This is a genomic window from Bdellovibrio sp. KM01 (assembly GCF_013752535.1).
GTDB lineage: Bacteria > Bdellovibrionota > Bdellovibrionia > Bdellovibrionales > Bdellovibrionaceae > Bdellovibrio.
The window spans coordinates 2,548,093-2,564,940 of the sequence record NZ_CP058348.1 but is presented as its reverse complement, the minus strand read 5'-3'; the positions used below and the strand labels follow the sequence as shown (position 1 = coordinate 2,564,940).

The following is a 16,848-nucleotide window of genomic DNA, read 5'->3' as shown; positions in this document are numbered from 1 at the left end:
GAGTCCTCGCTTCTGATAATAGAACAATGAGTTTGGTAATCTCTTCTATCACAATTAACACTGGCCAGCTACAGAACATGCTGGAATTTTATAGCCGTGTCGGCTTTAAATTCCAAATGGTGCGGGTGGATAAAGGGAGTGAAGTTTACCGTGCTGTGCATGATGGGGTGGAGTTCTCCCTTTATTCTTTGCCAACCGCACAGAAAGCTCAGGTTCCCAGTCTTCAATTGGGATTTCAAATTACAGAGCTGGAAAATACGGTCGCCGATTTAGCAAAAGTTCCAGGCAGTTTGCTGATTTTAGATCCCACTGAAATGCCCGACGGGAAAAAGGCCATTATTTTGGATCCCGATGGTCATTCTATCGAACTTTGTCAGAAATAGGATTCACATTTAATATCTCAAAACCCTCAAGTCGAAGCTTGTCTCGCTCTTTTAACGGAGTAGCATGGGACTATGGCACTCATTCCTTCCAAATCCTCTTTTTGGGGCCCTCTTTTTAGTTTCGATCGTTCACGCTTAGATATCTGGGTTGCGGCGCGTGGCGCCATTGCAATTGGTCTCTCTATGCTCGTGGGAGTGTGGCTGAATTCCAACACTATCGGCATGATCGTCGTTCTTGGTGCATTGAATGCGTGTTTTTCTGATAACTCCGATGCTTATGCCTTCCGCGCGAAACGCATGGCAAGAGCGGCCCTTGTCACCGTGCTGTTGGTTTTCCTGGCGTCGATTTCTGCGGGCAATTTTTTAGTTTCATTAGCATTAGTGACCTTGTTGGCATTTGCTTCTGGATATTTGATTGTTTTAGATACGGTCCTTGCAGAACTTGGAACTGTTGCCATCGCAACTTTTGTTGTTTTTGGTGCGCATCCGATGGACCCGGCGCAAGCATTTCATTTAAGTCTGTTTGCACTTTTGGGGGCGGGGATTCAAGCGCTGCTGGCGTTGATGTTGTGGCCATTCCGACGATATCGTCCCGAGCGTCGTGCTTTGGCGACATTCTTTGTTGATCTTTCTTCGTTGTGTGATTTGCAATTTAAACCCGAAGAAGTTCCCGGGGGCAGTGCGCAGAGTATTCACACGCAAATCAATTTGGGTGCGATATCTCAAGATTCAAGACCGGAAGGCCGTCGCTATCGCTCCCTCTTAACTCAAGGGGAGCGTCTGCGTTTAGGAATTTTGTCTTTAGGGCGATTGAAAAATCGTATTGAAAGGGAGAACCCCGGAAATCCTTCGATCGAGATCATCGCGGATTTCTTGGCCATCGAGAAAAGTTTGCTGCAAAAGGTGTCGGTCATCATTCGGGATGAAGAACAGATCCAAGAGGCGCGTGAAAACTTGAAGTCGCTGGAGGTGGATACCGCAAAAGTTCGCGATAATGACTACAGCAATCAGTCGGTGTTCATGCGGGCGGTATTAAGCGATGCCCTTCGCCAAATGGAATCTATTGTCGGGCAATCTCGTGCGGTGATTGAACTTGCGACCCGAACCACAGAAGCGGGGATGGTTGAATCGCAACGTAACGAAAATGCACGCCCATGGAGATTTCGATTCCGTGGGGTGTGGGCGACCTTAAGAGCGAATTTTACTTTTCAGTCACCAGGATTTCGTCATGCTCTTCGTTTGGCAATCTGTATCGCTGTGGGAGAAGTCATCAGCCACATGATTTCGGTGGATCGCAGCTATTGGGTGCCCATGACAGTGGCGATCGTTTTAAAATCGGATTATGCATCAACCTTTAATCGGGGCTTACTGCGTATCGGTGGAACTATTTTAGGTTTGTTACTGGCGACAGCTCTTTTTCATATCATGCCGGAAGGTCCTTATTGGGCAATTGCCCTGATGGTGGTCTTTGGATTCTTAATGCGTTGGGTGGGGCAGGCCAATTACGGAATCTTTGCGGTTTCTGTGAGTGCCTTGGTGGTGATCTTGGTCGCGATGACGGGAGTGCCCCCGAAAGATGTGATTTGGGCTCGCGGGGTGAATACTTGCCTGGGCGGAGCGTTGGCGATGTTCGCCTATATGCTGTGGCCGACGTGGGAGAAAACGCAGCTCTCGGATGTGGTGGCAAGAATGCTTGAGACCTATCGTCGTTCGTTTCACGCCATTACGACTTTAAGTACGGGTGAAAATGCCGTGAGTGCGAATGAACGCGATCAACTTCGTCAACAATCCCGAGTGGCCCGTGCCAATTACATGACATCGCAAGATCGATATCTGCGTGAACGGGGCTCTACTCCCGTGGACCGTGAATTCCTGGCTGGGGTGACGGCTGCGGGAAATCGTTTTGCCCATGCCTTGGTAGCTTTGGAATCGGCTTCGCCATTTGCCTTGGATTCTGAACAGCAAAAGATTTTTAAAAGCTTTGCGGAGAAAATCGAAATCACCTTGGATAATTTAACGCGGGCATTGCATGGTCAGGAGATTCCCAATAACGAATATCCTGATTTGCGTGCAGCCTTTGTGGAGCTTCAAAAAATGCGTGCCGAACAAGATCGTTATGGTTTGTTCTTTGATGAAACAGATCGCATGACGAACAGTCTTAACACTTTACGCGAGTTCATCGTTAAAAGACTGCTAGAAAACCGCCGCGCAAAATCCGAGTTTAAATAAACGATAGTCCAGAATCCGTCATGATCCCTGTAAAGCTACATTGGACTTACACCTCACTTTACGATGCGGGTTTAAGATCGGGGAGTGAAGGAGGTTTTTATGAAAGTCACAGTCACCTTCAATGCCGACGACCGTTTGCTGGAAGCCGGTCTCTTTATCCCTGATAACAATCCTCATGAAGAACCCTTGGCCGCCTTTTTAATCGAAGGTGCTATGACAGGTGGGGCTTCGCAAATCTCCGAAAAGCTTGCTCGCGCTATCAGTGACGAGGGCGTGGTATGCATGGTCTTGGATCATGCCTTTTACAATGATGATCAAAATGCTCCCATGTCTTGGGAGTCTCCGACGAAACGAGTGGCTGATATTGTAGCGGCACTTCATTTTTTAAAAGCGCACAGTATCGTGAATCCTGAAAAAATCGTAGCCCTAGGAATCAGTGTTGGTGCCGAGTATATGGCAAAGGCATTGGAGTTCACGAATCTATGCCGGGGCTTTATCGTGATCCACGACAAAAAAGAAGAAGTCCCTGATTTTAATCGCCGGGTCGAGGTTCCCATAACGCAGATTACGAATCACAACATTGAAACCACGGCTCAAGACGCCGTCACCTGGACAGAGGCGTTATTTAGATTGCCTCAGGCTTATGGCTCCCGCGAGTTTAAACTTTGGGACCATATCGAGGAATAGTTCGCGTCTCATTCTGAGATTAGGCACGGACCTTGAAATAGTTACTCAGTGAGTACGAACGAAAGGGTATGCTGTGATGTTGTCCAAGTTCAAAGTTGTTGTAATGGTGGTTCTGACGCTTTTTATGGGGCTTTCTACAGCTCAGGCTGCAAATAAAAAGGCTCTTATCAGAATGAGACAGCCGCAAAAAGTCTCCCCTGTTATCAAAAGCTGGCAACGTGAAGTTATCAGTGATTTGTTCGCTGCCACGGCATCCGCTGAAAATCTTGATTCACAACTGGAACCTTTGATGAATGCTGCAGGCTTTAGCTACATCCAAAAGTGGAAGCGCGGTATCGATGAGACCTCATTGCAAAAGACTTTCTCCAAAGATCTTAAAAATCATCTGCAAGTCATGGCGATGCTTTTTGATAAACACACGCAGTATAAAAAATTCGATCGTGTCAGCGAATTTGAATTTCAAAACTTAGTTCGTCGCAGTGACTATATCTTGTCTTTGCCTGTTTCAAAAAATGCCATCCAAGAAACGATGGGTGGAGCGAAGTTCACCTCAGAATTTAAAACAGTTTTGGCAGAGTATAATAAAGTCCGCCAGCGTTTTGACTCAAAAAGCATCCAATTGGCACTGAAATAAACATTCGTGTTCCCAAACTGAGAACCTTCAGCGATTCCACTTGGCTTCCATATTTCAGGGGCAAAGTAGTTTCATACGCGGAGGTTTTTATGTTTTCTGTACGTTGGTTCAAGGGTATTAGAGGAAAATTGGTTCTATTGGCAGCTTTCCCATTCGTGGTGACCGCGATACTTTACTATCAGGCGGACGGCGGTATCGCGGCTCTTCAAAAAAGTCTTAATCAGGCAAACTTGGTTCGCGGTCCTTCGATCACCTACACGGGTCGTATGGCGAAAGAATCTGAATCTTTGCAAAGATATGTTCTGAATGCGGTGGCTTCTAATAATCCCGAAGAAATTCATTCGGAAGTGATCAAAGCCTTGGGTGCGATCGAAGCATTTGATAATGCGATGGCTGAATATAACAAAGTTCCACACGGTGGGGCGACGGCGCAAATATTTGTTGAGATCACGAAACTTTGGGACCAGGCAAAGCCGGCGGCTCAATTAGCGATCGAGAAAATCAGGTCGGGTGAATCAGAGCAAAGCCACGCGGTTTTGGAGAATCAATATCGTCCCGTAGCATCTCAAATGTCAGCAAAACTCCAAGACCTGTCAAATTTACGTCTGCAGTTGATGCTCAATGATTCAAAAAGCGATGCGGAATTGATTCATCATAAAGAACAAATCATCGACTGGGTGGGGCTTGTGGGTTTGGTACTTTCCTTGGGATTTTCCGGTTGGGTAAGCTATGGATTAAACCAACAACTGACGACCGCTGTAAAAGCTTTGGCGGAGAATTCTTCGGAGATGTTTCACTCAAGTAAAGAGTTGTTTGCAACCAGTGAGCAGGTCGCACAGGGCTCAACAGAATCTGCTGCCTCCATCGAAGAAACTGTCGCCTCCTTGGAAGAAGTGAATTCCATGGTGCAGGTCAATTCCGAAAGTGGTCACAAAGCTGCGGAATTTGCCGAAGAAGCCGTGCGCCAGGCAGAGCTAGGTCATGCCGAAGTTCAAAACCTGATCAAAGCCATGAAGGACATTGAGGCCTCTTCAAAACAGATTGAAGATATCATTGCGATGATTGACGATATCGCTTTTCAGACCAATATCCTGTCATTGAATGCGACGATTGAGGCTGCCAGAGCAGGGGAGCACGGGCGTGGATTTTCCGCAGTCGCCGAAGCGGTTCGCAAGCTTTCCCAAGACAGCGTGAATGCTGCGAAAGAAATTGCGGATTTGATTCATCAGAGTTCTGAGAAAATACAATTGGGTGCTAAATCTGCTGAAGTCAGTGGTCAGGTCTTCACGAATATTAACCAGACTATTCATAAAGTGGCAGAAATGAGTCACGAAGTCGCCCAAGCAAGTAACGAGCAGGCTCAGGGTGTGGGGCAAATTAATAAAGCAATGAATCACCTGGACACCTCGACCCAAATGAACTCGGCCGCGTCGGAAGAAGTCGCGGCTTCGGCCCAAGAGCTTTCCGGTCAAGCGGTTCGTTTACAAGATGTTGTGAAAGAACTCGAAGAGATATTAGAGGGAAAAGCGCCTCATTTGGATCTGAAGGACAATGTGAGTTCGAAAAACCCTGTGCGGGTGAAAGCTCCGCTGCTGGTAAAAGCTTCATAGGTATTCAGAGAGATAATGAGTCATATTAATTAATTGGGACTTAATATCAGTTTAACCACTGTCCCATGAAAAAGAGCCCTTTCTCGTATGCAGAAATGGCTCTTTTTGCTACCATTTTTATATGAGGATGAGACGGTATCTCCTTCCTATTGGCATCGTATTGGGCACCGCCGCTTTCGGTTTTTTCCTGAGGCAAGGCCCGATGTTGTCAGCAGCCCCGATAGTTGAAAAGTCCTCATCTCCTATCGAAAAAAGGCCCGCATCAGAATCTCAATCTGTTATTAAAACCAACGATCTTTTCTGTGAAAAAAGTTATGACTCCATCTGCAAAGGAAATGCCGTAGCTGATCCTACGGGGGAGACGTCATTGGACTATCGTGGCGAGATTCGAGCGCTTCGTGTTTTACGCCGTATCGTTCGTACCAATCCTGGTTGGACGACGGAGCAGATCGAAGACGAGCTCGTTACGCGCATCTATACCCCGGAGCGCAAAGAAAAATTGCACCGCATTTTTGAACTCGTGCGTGCTCAGATGATTGAATATATCAAACAGCAAAGTTCAAAAACTTTTTCCGATGTCGATAAAGCGACATTGATCGAACGTATTTCCAAAGTGAATTTGGAATTGCCTGTCGATCGCACCACATATTCCGATGCGACGGACTTATATACCAAGAGTGAAATCTATTATGAGCGCAGTCACGATGGGGAGATTCACCGTGTGCGTGTCGGCGGCGCGTATGTTTTAAATACGTCCTCTGAATTCAGTATTATTTTTACCATGGCCCACGAGTTGGCCCATTCCATCGATCCTTGCGGTATCCAGGGCGAGAATTTGAATCAGGCCGTATATAATGAACTGGTTCAATGCTTTGTCGATAGTCAGTGGATCAAAAAAGAAGAAGCCCAATGTGGCAATAAAGATAAAACATCTGAAGTTTTCGCGGACTGGGTAGGATCAGAGATATTAGCCAGATTCCTGCGCACGCAAACCAAGTACAGCATCGAAGAAAAAACTCGTGCCGCGATCAACGCTGTTCGAGACTTGTGCGATGACTCCTCAGGGTTTGAAAAGGTGAATCTGGAATATTACCCAACAGATGTCATTCGTGTGAAATCAATTTTCTCTAAAAATACTTTGTTAAGAAAAGAATTGCAGTGTGTAAACTCAGGAACTGTGAAACCCTATTGCAGATTCGAACCACCTAAGTTGAAAGGGCCACAACGATGATTAAATCACAATGGCTTTCAAATTCGATCTTATGTCTGTCAGTGGCGATGCTTGCCGCTTGTGCAACAAAACCAGCCAAGGAAGAAAGCTTTATTCCCCCAGGGATTCAGGTGGTACCAAAGAACACGATCAGTATTAATTATTCTTTGCGCCACAATGCCTATTTGTTTCAGCTTCAGTCGGTGAACGACTCTGACTTTAGCGCCAAAAGTGCTGTGAACGAAAAAGTGATCGAAGACCGTAAGATCGCCCGCGATAAATACATCTCGATCGCCAATCGCATTTATGATTTTGCCGAGAGCTATAAGAAAACCAAAGCGGGCACGGAAGAGTGCAAATCACCGTTCAATATCCGCATGGAAAAAAACGGACAGGTGAATGAAGTTCAAGGCTGTCGCAGCAACGATGAGTCCGGAGAGCTGGGTAAGATTATTCGCGAAGGCGAAATTCTATTCTACACTGAGCAATAAAAACTGTTGGAGTCCCGCGATAACTGCGAAACGAGACTCCAATCAACTCAACTATTTGCCTGCAGCAGGTTGTTGAGATTCAGGAAGAGCTTGTTGATTCATGTTTTGCTCTTCAACTGTAGATTTCTTTTTCTTGATAACACCTTTGCTATCTTTTTTAATTTCAGAGTGTTGTTGAACAGTTTGGCTGTTCACAGAAGAACCATCAACAGATGGTTGCGAAGGAGCTGCTTCAACAGCGTAAGCTGAAGAGAATGCCAATACAGATGCTAGTGCTACAGTTGCTTTCAATACTTTCATTAAATACCTCCAAACAAATTAAACAAAGTTCAAATCAGTTATCTGAAGGTGATGCTGAACCTATCTAAAAAACATCGCAACAAATTCGGTGTGAAATTTTCTTCAAACGCTCCACACGATTTCACATCACCACTCTAACTTACCGAAATTATACAACTTGCGAGAAGTAAAATACGTCCGACTGAATGTTCGCCATCGAGCATTGAAATAATTCGAAATTTTTTTATTCTACAAACATTATAGAAATTTGGAGTCACGGAGCTGAATCTGCCGAGCACATCTGCCTCGGCTCCGTCGGTCATACACCCGCACTTCACGACACGCCATCCGGGCTCAACCGTGGCTCGCCTTCGGCGGGTGGGCGCCATCGTGGCGCCCACGGAGGTCGTTGCGTGCAGGTATATGCCCGCCGAATTGAAGTTCCATTTCTTTGATTAATTCATCGTACCAGTTAGATGGCTTTTTTGTGTTCAGGATGTGGCTTACGTTGTGCGAGGGGATTGTGGTGTTGATACGAAGTTTTATCTCCGTTCCTTCTTCGTTGTCGGAAGCTGACGTATCGTGAAAAATCAGTTGGAACATATTGCCTCCAATCAACTCTATAAAAGAGCAATTGAAGTGCCGCCGTTAAGACGGCTTTACCGATCTTAGACAACTAATTTGGGCAGTATAGGCATAAACGATGGGGCAAATTACTACAAAGTCGTTATTTTTGAATTCGACGAGCGCAGCTGACTCGGATTTGGCGGGCCTGGTACCTGCACGCAACGACCTCCGTCGGCGCACGATGCGCGAACCGCCGCAGGCGGCGACGGTGAGCCTGGATGGCGTGTCGTGAAGTGCGGGTACCAAGACCGACGGAGCCGAGGCAGATGTGCTCAACGGATTCAAAAAAAAAGCCCACTTTTTTGAAGTGGGCTTTTTCGTTTCTCTTTTAAAGAACCAATTAGTTTCTTTCTGACAAAGGTACAACTTTACGTTGTTCAGCACCTACGTACTCAGAAAGAGGACGGATGATGCGGTTGTCAGCTGTTTGCTCCATGATGTGTGCAGACCAACCCGTTGTACGAGCCATAACGAAGATCGGAGTAAAGAAGTCGATCTCGAAGCCCATCATGTAGTATGCAGGACCTGCTGGGAAGTCCAAGTTCGGGTAGATTTTCTTTTTCTCTACCATAACTTTTTCCAGTGCAGTGTACATTTGCATCCATTTTTGTTCGCCAGTTACGTCAGCCATAACTTGAGCATACTTTTTCATAGTTGGTACGCGAGAATCGCCAGAGCGGTAAACGCGGTGACCGAAGCCCATTACTTTTTTCTTTTGTGCCAATGCATCGATCATCCACTGTTCTGCTTTTGCAGGATCAGCGATTTCTTTCATCATATGCATAACCATTTCATTCGCACCACCGTGCAAAGGACCTTTCAATGCACCGATACCTGCAACAGTTGCAGAGTAGATATCAGATTGAGTAGAAGTCACAACACGTGCTGTGAATGTAGAAGCGTTGAAGCTGTGTTCAGCGTAAAGGATCAAAGATACATCGAATGCTTTAACAACTTCTTTTTGAGGTACTTTACCAAAGCACATGTGGAAGAAGTTTTCTGCCATCGTCAAATCAGCTTTTGGAGGAATGAAGTCCAAACCTTTTTTGAAACGGTAGTCAGCAGCAACAGCCGTTGGGATTTTCGCCAACAACATCATTGCTTTGTCCAAGTTCGTCGCTGGAGATGAATCCCAGATACGAGGGTCTTCAGCACCCATGAAAGATACTGCCGTACGGATTGAATCCATCGGGTGACATTTTTGTGGAAGTGATTTGATCACGTTCAACAAAGTCGCAGTGATGTCGCGGTTTGCGCGTTCTTTTTTAGTGAAGTCAGCAAGTTGAGTTTTGTTTGGCAACTCGCCATTGTACATTAGGTACGCAACTTCTTCGAAAGAGCAGTTTTCAGCCAAGTCTTGAACTGGGTAACCGCGATAGATCAAAGAGTTTGTGTGTGGGTTTACTTTAGATACAGAAGACGTATCCATTACCACGCCATCAAGACCTTTTTTAACGTTCATTTTCTCTGGTTCTGGAACGTAATCTGGATTGATATATTCAGCCATTTTTCCTCCGATAATCCAAAAGGTACGCCGTACCTTTTGGGAATGCAGCGCATTAAGTTAAAGTAAAGTAATGGCTCGAGGCTAGACCTTGCCTCCCCCTCGGTCAAGAGGAGGAGGGGAGGAGGCAGTGTGGCAGGTGGGATTTTCGATGCGTTTGTTAGGGAAATGGCGAGTTAAACGGAAACTCTGACTGCAATTGAGGCAGTGTAACCGCCGGTTGACGAGTTTGAGGTGACGGTCAGCATTTCCGTGCTGGTGCCATCACTAAAGATCCCATCCGATGAATTATCCAACATTCCCGATGTTCCTTTGTAACCGTATGCTGTTTGGGCGGCGACGACTTTATTTATGTTCATCGGAAACGCGAACTGCGTAATCTTAATCGGCGAGGCATCATCAAGTCCCGCATACACTTCCGCGTGAATATGAATCGCGCGTCCTGTGTACCAACCCGGATAAATCGTGGTGAAGGTCACCTCACCATTCGAGTCGGTTTGTTGAATTCCGCGAAAATAAGATTCCGAACTTGGATGTGAGCCACCATTATTGGAAGCAGTATAGGCCGAATATTGACCCGTCGGCGTGCAATGCCAAATATAAATATAATAGTTTGGAATCGTCGCGCAGCTATTGCGCACGTTCTGTAAAGAAATATTTAAAGTCAGCGGAACTCCCGCAATGCTTTCCGCGATATCGCGACGGATGATGGGGGAGCCCGTGTAGACTTTATCCAAGCGAGTAGAAGTGCCATCGCCTGCGGTATTGCTCCCGTCAGCGGGAAAGGGGCCATTCGTTTCCGTCGCACTTTGCACACAGGAACCACCCGTGGCGCCACTGCCATCACTGGAATCTGTTCCATCCGATAAAGAAGTTACAGGGCTAAAACCAGTTTGACTGCATCCTGCAAGCAGTATCGTCGCTCCCGTGCCCAAGAGGGCAACAAGAAGTTGACGTCTTTGCATTCCATTAAGTTTTGGTGCGTTGTCGCACATACGAGTACCTCCGTACTTTAAATAGAATAGGGGATAAATGTTGAAAGACCATGGATTCATCCAAAACTGAGAATTCCAAATTTTAGACGGATAGATTCGAATCGTTCTATTATACAGAGCAATAAGACTGGGGCATATCCGTTCATGTAACGAACTAATTAACTTTAAAAAGGGAATTATACATGAACTCTATGAAAGCTCTTATCGCAGCAATGGTTTTGGCAGCAGCTCCAGTGGCAATGGCACGTGAGTGCACGGATGCTCAAGGTAACGATATTCTGAGCCAACCAGCTGTATTTCAAGAATTGATTTCAAAGGCTGCAAACTGCTATGAAGCAAAAGAATTAGCGGAAGCTTGCGCGTGGGGATCGAGCCTTGATGTCAGAACGGCAGCAAATGCTTATGCTGTATGTGAAGCGAACTTGGCTAAATTCAATCCGCCAAAAGCTGATACAGACTTGCTAAACACTATGGAAGCGCGCTGCCAAGCACATTTCGATGCAGAGGGTGGGACAATGGCACGTTCAGCAACTGCATACTGCCATTTGTCGGCAATTTCTTTCATCGTAAATCTTGTTTGGGAAAATGAAGTTTACTAATTGATAAAATAAAAAAGCCCGGTTTGTGACCGGGCTTTTTTTATTCTGTTACTTCTTTAAAGACCTTGATCACAACCCGGCGATTTTTCGAACGGTTTTCCAAATTTGGCGTTCCGTCCGTATTTTCATTCGGAACAATGGGTTTGGTATCACCCATCCCAATCATCGAAAGCTGCTTTCTTGCAAAACCATTGGTTTCAAACAGCTGTGCGATACGAGCGGCACGAAGTCCCGAAAGTTCCCAGTTACTAGCGATAATAGGGTGGGAGATCGGTGCACTGTCAGTATGACCTTCGATTTTGATATTATAGCCCTTGGCATCTTTTTGAATCGTTCCAGCCAATTTGTTGACGATGTTCACGGCCTCTTCCTTGACGTGGAAGTCACCACTTTCAAAGAAAAGTGTCCCTGTGAAAGTCATAGTCACACCATCGTAACCGGATTCAATTTGCACTTGTTTTTCCAGACCGTTGGCTTTCAAAGTTTTCTTCAAGGCGTTTTCCAAGTCCTTGTAGGGCTCTTCGTAATGGCCGCCGAATCTTTCGGTATTGGCTTTTTTAGCTTGCTCGAGCTTTGCGACGTCAGGTTTTGACATCGAGTACATCATCGCAAAGAACCCCATAAGCAACGTCATCAAGTCAGCGTAACTGACAATCCAAGGACCTTCGCCCTCTTCTTTTTTGATAACAGTCGGCGGTTGGGACTCATGATCATCGCTGAGTTCCGGATAGCGCTCGTGAAGAGATTTTGGCTCTTCCTTCGCTGGTACCGCTTTCAGGTTATTCTTACGCAAACCCATAATTAAGCCGCTTTCTTATTGGCAGATTCACCGCGTTCACTGGGAAGCAGGTAGCTCTTAATGCTTTCTTCAACTACGATCGGATGCTTTTTTTCGCGGATCAGTTTAAAGCCATCAATCACCATTTGACGGATGACTTGATCCATACGATTGGCCTTCGCTAAGTTTTCACCCAGTGGCAAAAAGATAAAGTTCGCTACTGCGATACCATACATTGTCGCCACCAGGGCGATCGCAAACGAAGGACCCATCTTTTGAGCGGCATCAGCGCCACCCATATTTGCCATCAAAGAGATGATACCGATAACTGCACCCAAAAGACCGAATGCAGGGGGGAACTTTGCCAAGGCTTTAAAGATCTCTGCGTCCTCTTCATGACGGTGAGCCATGTTGTGCGCACGCTTGTTCAGGATTTTATCCATTTGATCCGTGTCGATGGCACCTTCATTTAACATGCCGATCGCTTCTTTCAAAAACGGAGTTTTTAGGCTCGCATGTTTATCGCGAAGATAGTTGTCATTTTCACGGTAACCTTTTGCAAGATCGACCATTTCCACGATCGCGACATTGATATCGTCATTTTTACCCAGAGTTCTTTTAAAGAACACTTTGCCCAGTGCCAGGAGTTTTTTAGCAGAGAAGCTTAGTAGACTGGCTGCGATTGTACCACCGATAACGATGACAAAGGCGTGCGCATCCAAAAAGATCTTAGCTTTATCAGTCGATGTGACCATCGCTCCGATCATAACTGAAAAGGCCATCAAAAGACCTAATAGTGCTGATAAATTCATTGCCGTACTCCTTAATTAATTAAAGCTAAAATACAGGGAACCAACCAGGGACATCGACATGATCTGGCCCGTGCCGATTACGGTCGTTGCCATGATAAACTCGCCGCGAGCACCCATCTTGCCAGTCAGCTGCAAATCAGCACCGACGCGAGGGGAGAGGTAAAAGCCTGCCGCATTCGAGGTTTTTCCTTGTGCATCTGGGAGATTCGCAGATTGGGCGATTCCCACGCCGGTCCCCCAGAAATATCCAACGTCCCGGAACACGATTTCATTCGTATTCATTTTATCGGCGGTCAAATAAGGTGTTGGAACTGCATTCCAATACCACTGAAAATACAAACCAGAAAATGCATTCGAGGTTGCGGGAGGGCTCATAGACAGGGAACGTAAATGTTCAAAACCCAAGAGCAACTTTGAGTGATAGACATAGTCCACAGAAATCAGCATCGTCAAAGGACCTTCATCCTCAGAGATCTCATTGCTGGTTGTTGTCGACCCTAAGCCCAGACCGCCGGCCACACGGAATCCCGCATGAGCCGCTGGTGCGATAGCGAAAGTGATCAATAAAGAAAGGAGCAATGATCTAAGCGACATTTGCTTCTCCCATGTTACGATCAACATACAGACGCGCGATCGTGATATTCTCTGATTGGATAAGTTTCGCCCATTTCGCCTTCAAAGCTTTCACTTTTTGGTTTTGGACGTTCAAATCTATTTTCGCGCTCAATTTCAAATCGTCTGACAAGATGGTTTTCATCATCGGAGGACACTGAGCCAGGATTGCCTCTTGTGCTTGAGGGATCACACGGATCAAGTTCAGAACTTCTTCCGCCGTCGCAATTTGCGTCAAGCGACGGATATAGTCTGGTTTCCATTCGTCAACAAAGGCTAACGTCAGATAATTGTGTTTCAAGTTGCGGCCATCCATAGGAAGAGACGGTGAAACTTTACGCAAAGTCGTAATTTCGTCGACTGGAGTAAGAGTTTGGATCGCTTCCAAAGTTCTTGGGAACAAATTGACCAGACGAGTTTGTTCTTTGGATTGTTGCGACTCAACAACCACTTTCACACTCGTATCGTGATCCCAAAGTTTTTTAACTTCCACTTCAGCATTCAATAACATGCTACGGATCGTGTTCAACTTATTGAACTCATCCATACTGGTTAATAGATCTGATTGAGTTTCTTTAGGAAGATACATCATTGCCAAAGCGCGAGTATCATCCGGTTGGTGATCCAACAGGTCTTTGACGTCAGACGGGGATGCCTGGTTTAGGAAGTCGAATGGACGACGCAAGGATTGAATACCCAACGTGCGAACACTGATCAAATCCCAATAGATTCCCTTAAGCATTTTCAGCTTTTCAGGGTCATCCATCATACCGACACTGCGATAGGCCTCAGCCAGATGTTCTTCATAATTAGAAATCATGTCTTGTTCCAGTGGAATGCGCAAAGCTGCCATTGCACCAGTTTCTTTCATGATTTTTTCGCGTGCCGTGATCAAGCAGTCCACAAGCAAGGCTGTTTTTGCAAAGCCTTCTTCGTTCGCATCGATCCACACTTTGATCAATTCATTGGTTCTGGCACCGATTTCCATGCACACGAACGCAATTTTCTTGATCATCATATCAAGTTCTTCACTAGCCAAGCGACTCACGGGAGCAGGGAGAAGTTCTTGTTCTTCGCCACCACCCAAAGCTTCTGCACCGGAACCTTCAAGAGCCAATTCACCTTTTTGTTCAATCGTCAGAGGTTTTTGTGCGGAAGCGATTGAATTCATACCAGATCTTAGCAAAAGACCCATGATGAATAATGCCAACGCCAAAAGACCCGCAGCGATGACGGGTGCCCATTTACGTAGCATTTGTGCCCAAGTTTCTGGCGCGGCTTCGGGTTTACCAGTGACTGGATCTTTGGGCTTCTCAATTTTCGGATTGATTTTGCCAACCGTTGCTTTTGCAACTTTGCCATAGTCTTTCGTTAAACGGTCTTGCAACCATTTATTAAGTTCTTTGGCATAGGATTCAGGGTAGGCTTGAGTATCCAGGCCCACGAACACTTCTAACGAAGAAATCTGAAATTGCTTTTCTTCTTTAAGTTGTTCTTTTTTAAGCTTTAATTCTTCAATTTTCTTTTCATAGGAATCAACGACATTACGAACATCGATCGAGCCAATGTCCATACCTTCCGGAAGCTTGTCTGCTTCTGCTTCTTTTTCTTTTTTAGGAGGTTGAATAGGGCTCAATTGAGCACGAACAGCGACATTGAAAGTCTTTTTCTCCAGACGAGTAGAGATCAAGTCTTCCAGATTGCGGCGAACTTCATTTTCAATGTTATTTCGCTTAGTCACAACGTCAGAAGCCAGGTTTGTGGCCTGGGCGAGTGCGAATTGAGATGTAAACAAAACGAGCAGGAGAAGAATCAACCTCATTCGATGGTTCCTCCCTGGTCGCGCTGGATTTTCTCTAACATTTTGATCGCGTCACTGGAGCCAGGATCGATCTCTAAAGCCTTTTTATAAAGCTTACGAGCTTCGTCGATATTACTTTGCAAATAATAGATGCCTGCTTTCATGGTCATCGCTTGAGAATTTTGGCTGTCGATGGCCAAAACTTTGTCGACTTCTTGATGAGCAGCTTCAAACTGTCGAGTTTCTACGAATTTCTTAGCATTAAAAAAGTATTTCAGAATCTTCGTCGCCGTTGTTGAAGCCTCATCTGAAGGTTTCAACTTTACTTTCACGATACGAGTCATTTCGCCCCAGCGATTGGACGGAAGCATGATTGTTTTTGCTTCGTGATCTTTCTTCTCAAAGGAGAATTCAACCCAGTTCGACGATTCAGGGCTTAGTTTTAATGTCTCAGCGATCTGCATTTCCGTCAACTCAAGGGGAGTGTCGCCAACTTTTACGCGATCGGCTTTGCCAGTTGCGGAGATGTACACGGCTGCAGTGGATGGCTCGCTTTGTACAACTAGTTTTGATGAGCATGCGCTCAACAACAAAGTTGTAATAAGAAGCTTCCAGTTCAATGCCATTGTTTCCTCCGAAAAAGTAAAATTCCTCTCAGGATCTATCGGCTTAACCGAGCTTTTACACAGTGGACCAAAGGAGAGATTGCTTTCAAATGTGAGCTATGGAACCAATCACTGACTCCAAAGTATTTTGAAATGAATTTGAGTTTATGGGAGTAGAATTGAGGCTCTATCTAACTTTCGTTTTTTCGCATAGCTAAAAATTCTTTCACGGCAAGGAGCGAGAAGACGCCGTAGCCAATGGAAAGCCAAATAATAAAGCTCATCGTCGTCTCGTCGTCGAGATCAACTTTTCTTTCTTCGGCTTTTTCTGCGGTTGCAGCTATTTCCTCGACCTCATCACTTGGAGGAGGTTCCAGTGGGCCTTGGTCCTGAGGAACTTCACTCTGCGCGGCCGAGAAAGATTCTTGGGGAGCTTCGGCCAGTTTAGCTTTTTGCTGGCGCTGCCTGCTGCGTTCGCCTTGATAAGAGATTTTTTCTTCGACACCGGTCAGTTTTAGGAGGCGGGAGCGATCGTTCACTTGAAGAACCGCAGACTCGTCGGCGCCGGAGGACATTTGTACCTGGCCCTCGTCCAAATGTATGGTGTTTAAATTATTTCGGCGGGTGATGCGAACCAGAGAGTCCTTGGTTATATACAGGTTCGTCTGTTGCATCAGATAAACGTGAACTTTACCGTTTGTGCCGGTAAAAATGTTGTCGTTATCGTGAATGAGGTCGTTTTCTTTTCCAGGTAACCAAAGCAGCTCTCCAGCCATTCGCACACGAACGTCACCGTCTAGGAATACGATTCTGCCAATGACGGGATACTTCTTGGTTTTATCTGGGTTGCTCTTTTGTTTTATTGGACTTGTATGAGTCGCAAAGTAATAGGCAATATAAAGGATCAGAAATCCTGAAAAGACACCATACAATTTGAGGATAAGTTCTGAGCGTTTATTGGTCACAGGTCAGATGATATTGCCTAACCCATA

General features: G+C 45.7%; 18 protein-coding genes. 8 read left to right on the top strand and 10 right to left on the bottom strand.

What is annotated here, in order from left to right; translation table 11 throughout:
• Positions 1-26: 26 nt before the first annotated feature.
• From HW988_RS12440 to HW988_RS12410, 7 genes are all read left to right on the top strand, one after another.
• Complete coding sequence (locus HW988_RS12440) at positions 27-383, top strand: VOC family protein (RefSeq protein WP_181604571.1); 357 nt, start codon at positions 27-29, stop codon at positions 381-383.
• A gap of 72 nt (positions 384-455) precedes the next feature.
• Positions 456-2,612 (top strand): FUSC family protein, encoded by a 2,157-nt coding sequence (locus tag HW988_RS12435; protein ID WP_181604570.1) that lies wholly within the window; start codon positions 456-458, stop codon positions 2,610-2,612.
• Between the two features lie 99 nt (positions 2,613-2,711).
• Complete coding sequence (locus HW988_RS12430) at positions 2,712-3,299, top strand: hypothetical protein (protein ID WP_181604569.1); 588 nt, start codon at positions 2,712-2,714, stop codon at positions 3,297-3,299.
• Positions 3,300-3,375: 76 nt separating this feature from the next.
• A complete protein-coding gene (locus HW988_RS12425; protein ID WP_181604568.1) occupies positions 3,376-3,933 on the top strand; it encodes a hypothetical protein in 558 nt (185 codons plus the stop codon).
• Between the two features lie 89 nt (positions 3,934-4,022).
• Positions 4,023-5,543: a methyl-accepting chemotaxis protein gene (locus tag HW988_RS12420; protein ID WP_181604567.1), complete on the top strand. Its 1,521-nt coding sequence runs from the start codon at positions 4,023-4,025 to the stop codon at positions 5,541-5,543.
• A gap of 127 nt (positions 5,544-5,670) precedes the next feature.
• On the top strand, positions 5,671-6,774 hold the full coding sequence (locus tag HW988_RS12415) for a hypothetical protein (protein ID WP_181604566.1): 1,104 nt from the start codon (positions 5,671-5,673) through the stop codon (positions 6,772-6,774).
• Positions 6,771-7,244, top strand: coding sequence for a hypothetical protein (locus HW988_RS12410; protein ID WP_181604565.1), 474 nt, complete (start codon positions 6,771-6,773; stop codon positions 7,242-7,244). The genes HW988_RS12415 and HW988_RS12410 overlap by 4 nt, the downstream gene beginning before the upstream one ends.
• 51 nt (positions 7,245-7,295) lie before the next feature.
• Here HW988_RS12410 and HW988_RS12405 read toward each other — a convergent pair whose 3' ends face one another.
• The 4 genes from HW988_RS12405 to HW988_RS12390 form a co-directional block, all read right to left on the bottom strand.
• Positions 7,296-7,544, bottom strand: a complete 249-nt coding sequence (locus tag HW988_RS12405) for a hypothetical protein (protein ID WP_181604564.1) — start codon at positions 7,542-7,544, stop codon at positions 7,296-7,298.
• 333 nt (positions 7,545-7,877) lie between these two features.
• Positions 7,878-8,126, bottom strand: a complete 249-nt coding sequence (locus HW988_RS12400; protein WP_181604563.1) for a hypothetical protein — start codon at positions 8,124-8,126, stop codon at positions 7,878-7,880.
• Positions 8,127-8,490: 364 nt separating this feature from the next.
• The gene (locus tag HW988_RS12395; protein ID WP_181604562.1) at positions 8,491-9,657 is read right to left on the bottom strand and encodes a bifunctional 2-methylcitrate synthase/citrate synthase; all 1,167 of its coding nucleotides are present in this window, start codon (positions 9,655-9,657) and stop codon (positions 8,491-8,493) included.
• Between the two features lie 173 nt (positions 9,658-9,830).
• Entirely contained in the window at positions 9,831-10,649 is an 819-nt protein-coding gene (locus tag HW988_RS12390; protein WP_181604561.1) for an intradiol ring-cleavage dioxygenase, read from the bottom strand.
• 182 nt (positions 10,650-10,831) lie between these two features.
• Between HW988_RS12390 and HW988_RS12385 the strand changes: the two genes are divergently transcribed.
• Positions 10,832-11,248, top strand: coding sequence for a hypothetical protein (locus tag HW988_RS12385; protein ID WP_181604560.1), 417 nt, complete (start codon positions 10,832-10,834; stop codon positions 11,246-11,248).
• 40 nt (positions 11,249-11,288) lie between these two features.
• Here the strand turns inward: HW988_RS12385 and HW988_RS12380 are convergent, their stop codons facing one another.
• The 6 genes from HW988_RS12380 to HW988_RS12355 all read right to left on the bottom strand — a co-directional run bounded on the left by HW988_RS12380 (position 11,289) and on the right by HW988_RS12355 (position 16,821).
• Positions 11,289-12,047 carry a flagellar motor protein MotB gene (locus HW988_RS12380; protein ID WP_181604559.1) on the bottom strand — a complete coding sequence of 253 codons (759 nt, stop codon included), beginning with the start codon at positions 12,045-12,047 and terminating at the stop codon, positions 11,289-11,291.
• A 2-nt stretch (positions 12,048-12,049) separates the two neighbouring features.
• Complete coding sequence (locus tag HW988_RS12375; RefSeq protein ID WP_181604558.1) at positions 12,050-12,838, bottom strand: motility protein A; 789 nt, start codon at positions 12,836-12,838, stop codon at positions 12,050-12,052.
• 15 nt (positions 12,839-12,853) lie between these two features.
• The gene (locus tag HW988_RS12370; protein WP_181604557.1) at positions 12,854-13,432 is read right to left on the bottom strand and encodes a hypothetical protein; all 579 of its coding nucleotides are present in this window, start codon (positions 13,430-13,432) and stop codon (positions 12,854-12,856) included.
• Positions 13,422-15,272, bottom strand: a complete 1,851-nt coding sequence (locus tag HW988_RS12365) for a hypothetical protein (RefSeq protein ID WP_181604556.1) — start codon at positions 15,270-15,272, stop codon at positions 13,422-13,424. The genes HW988_RS12370 and HW988_RS12365 overlap by 11 nt, the downstream gene beginning before the upstream one ends.
• Entirely contained in the window at positions 15,269-15,877 is a 609-nt protein-coding gene (locus HW988_RS12360; protein ID WP_181604555.1) for a lipopolysaccharide assembly protein LapB, read from the bottom strand. The genes HW988_RS12365 and HW988_RS12360 overlap by 4 nt, the downstream gene beginning before the upstream one ends.
• Before the next feature lie 170 nt (positions 15,878-16,047).
• Positions 16,048-16,821: a hypothetical protein gene (locus HW988_RS12355; RefSeq protein ID WP_181604554.1), complete on the bottom strand. Its 774-nt coding sequence runs from the start codon at positions 16,819-16,821 to the stop codon at positions 16,048-16,050.
• Between the last annotated feature and the right edge of the window lie 27 nt (positions 16,822-16,848).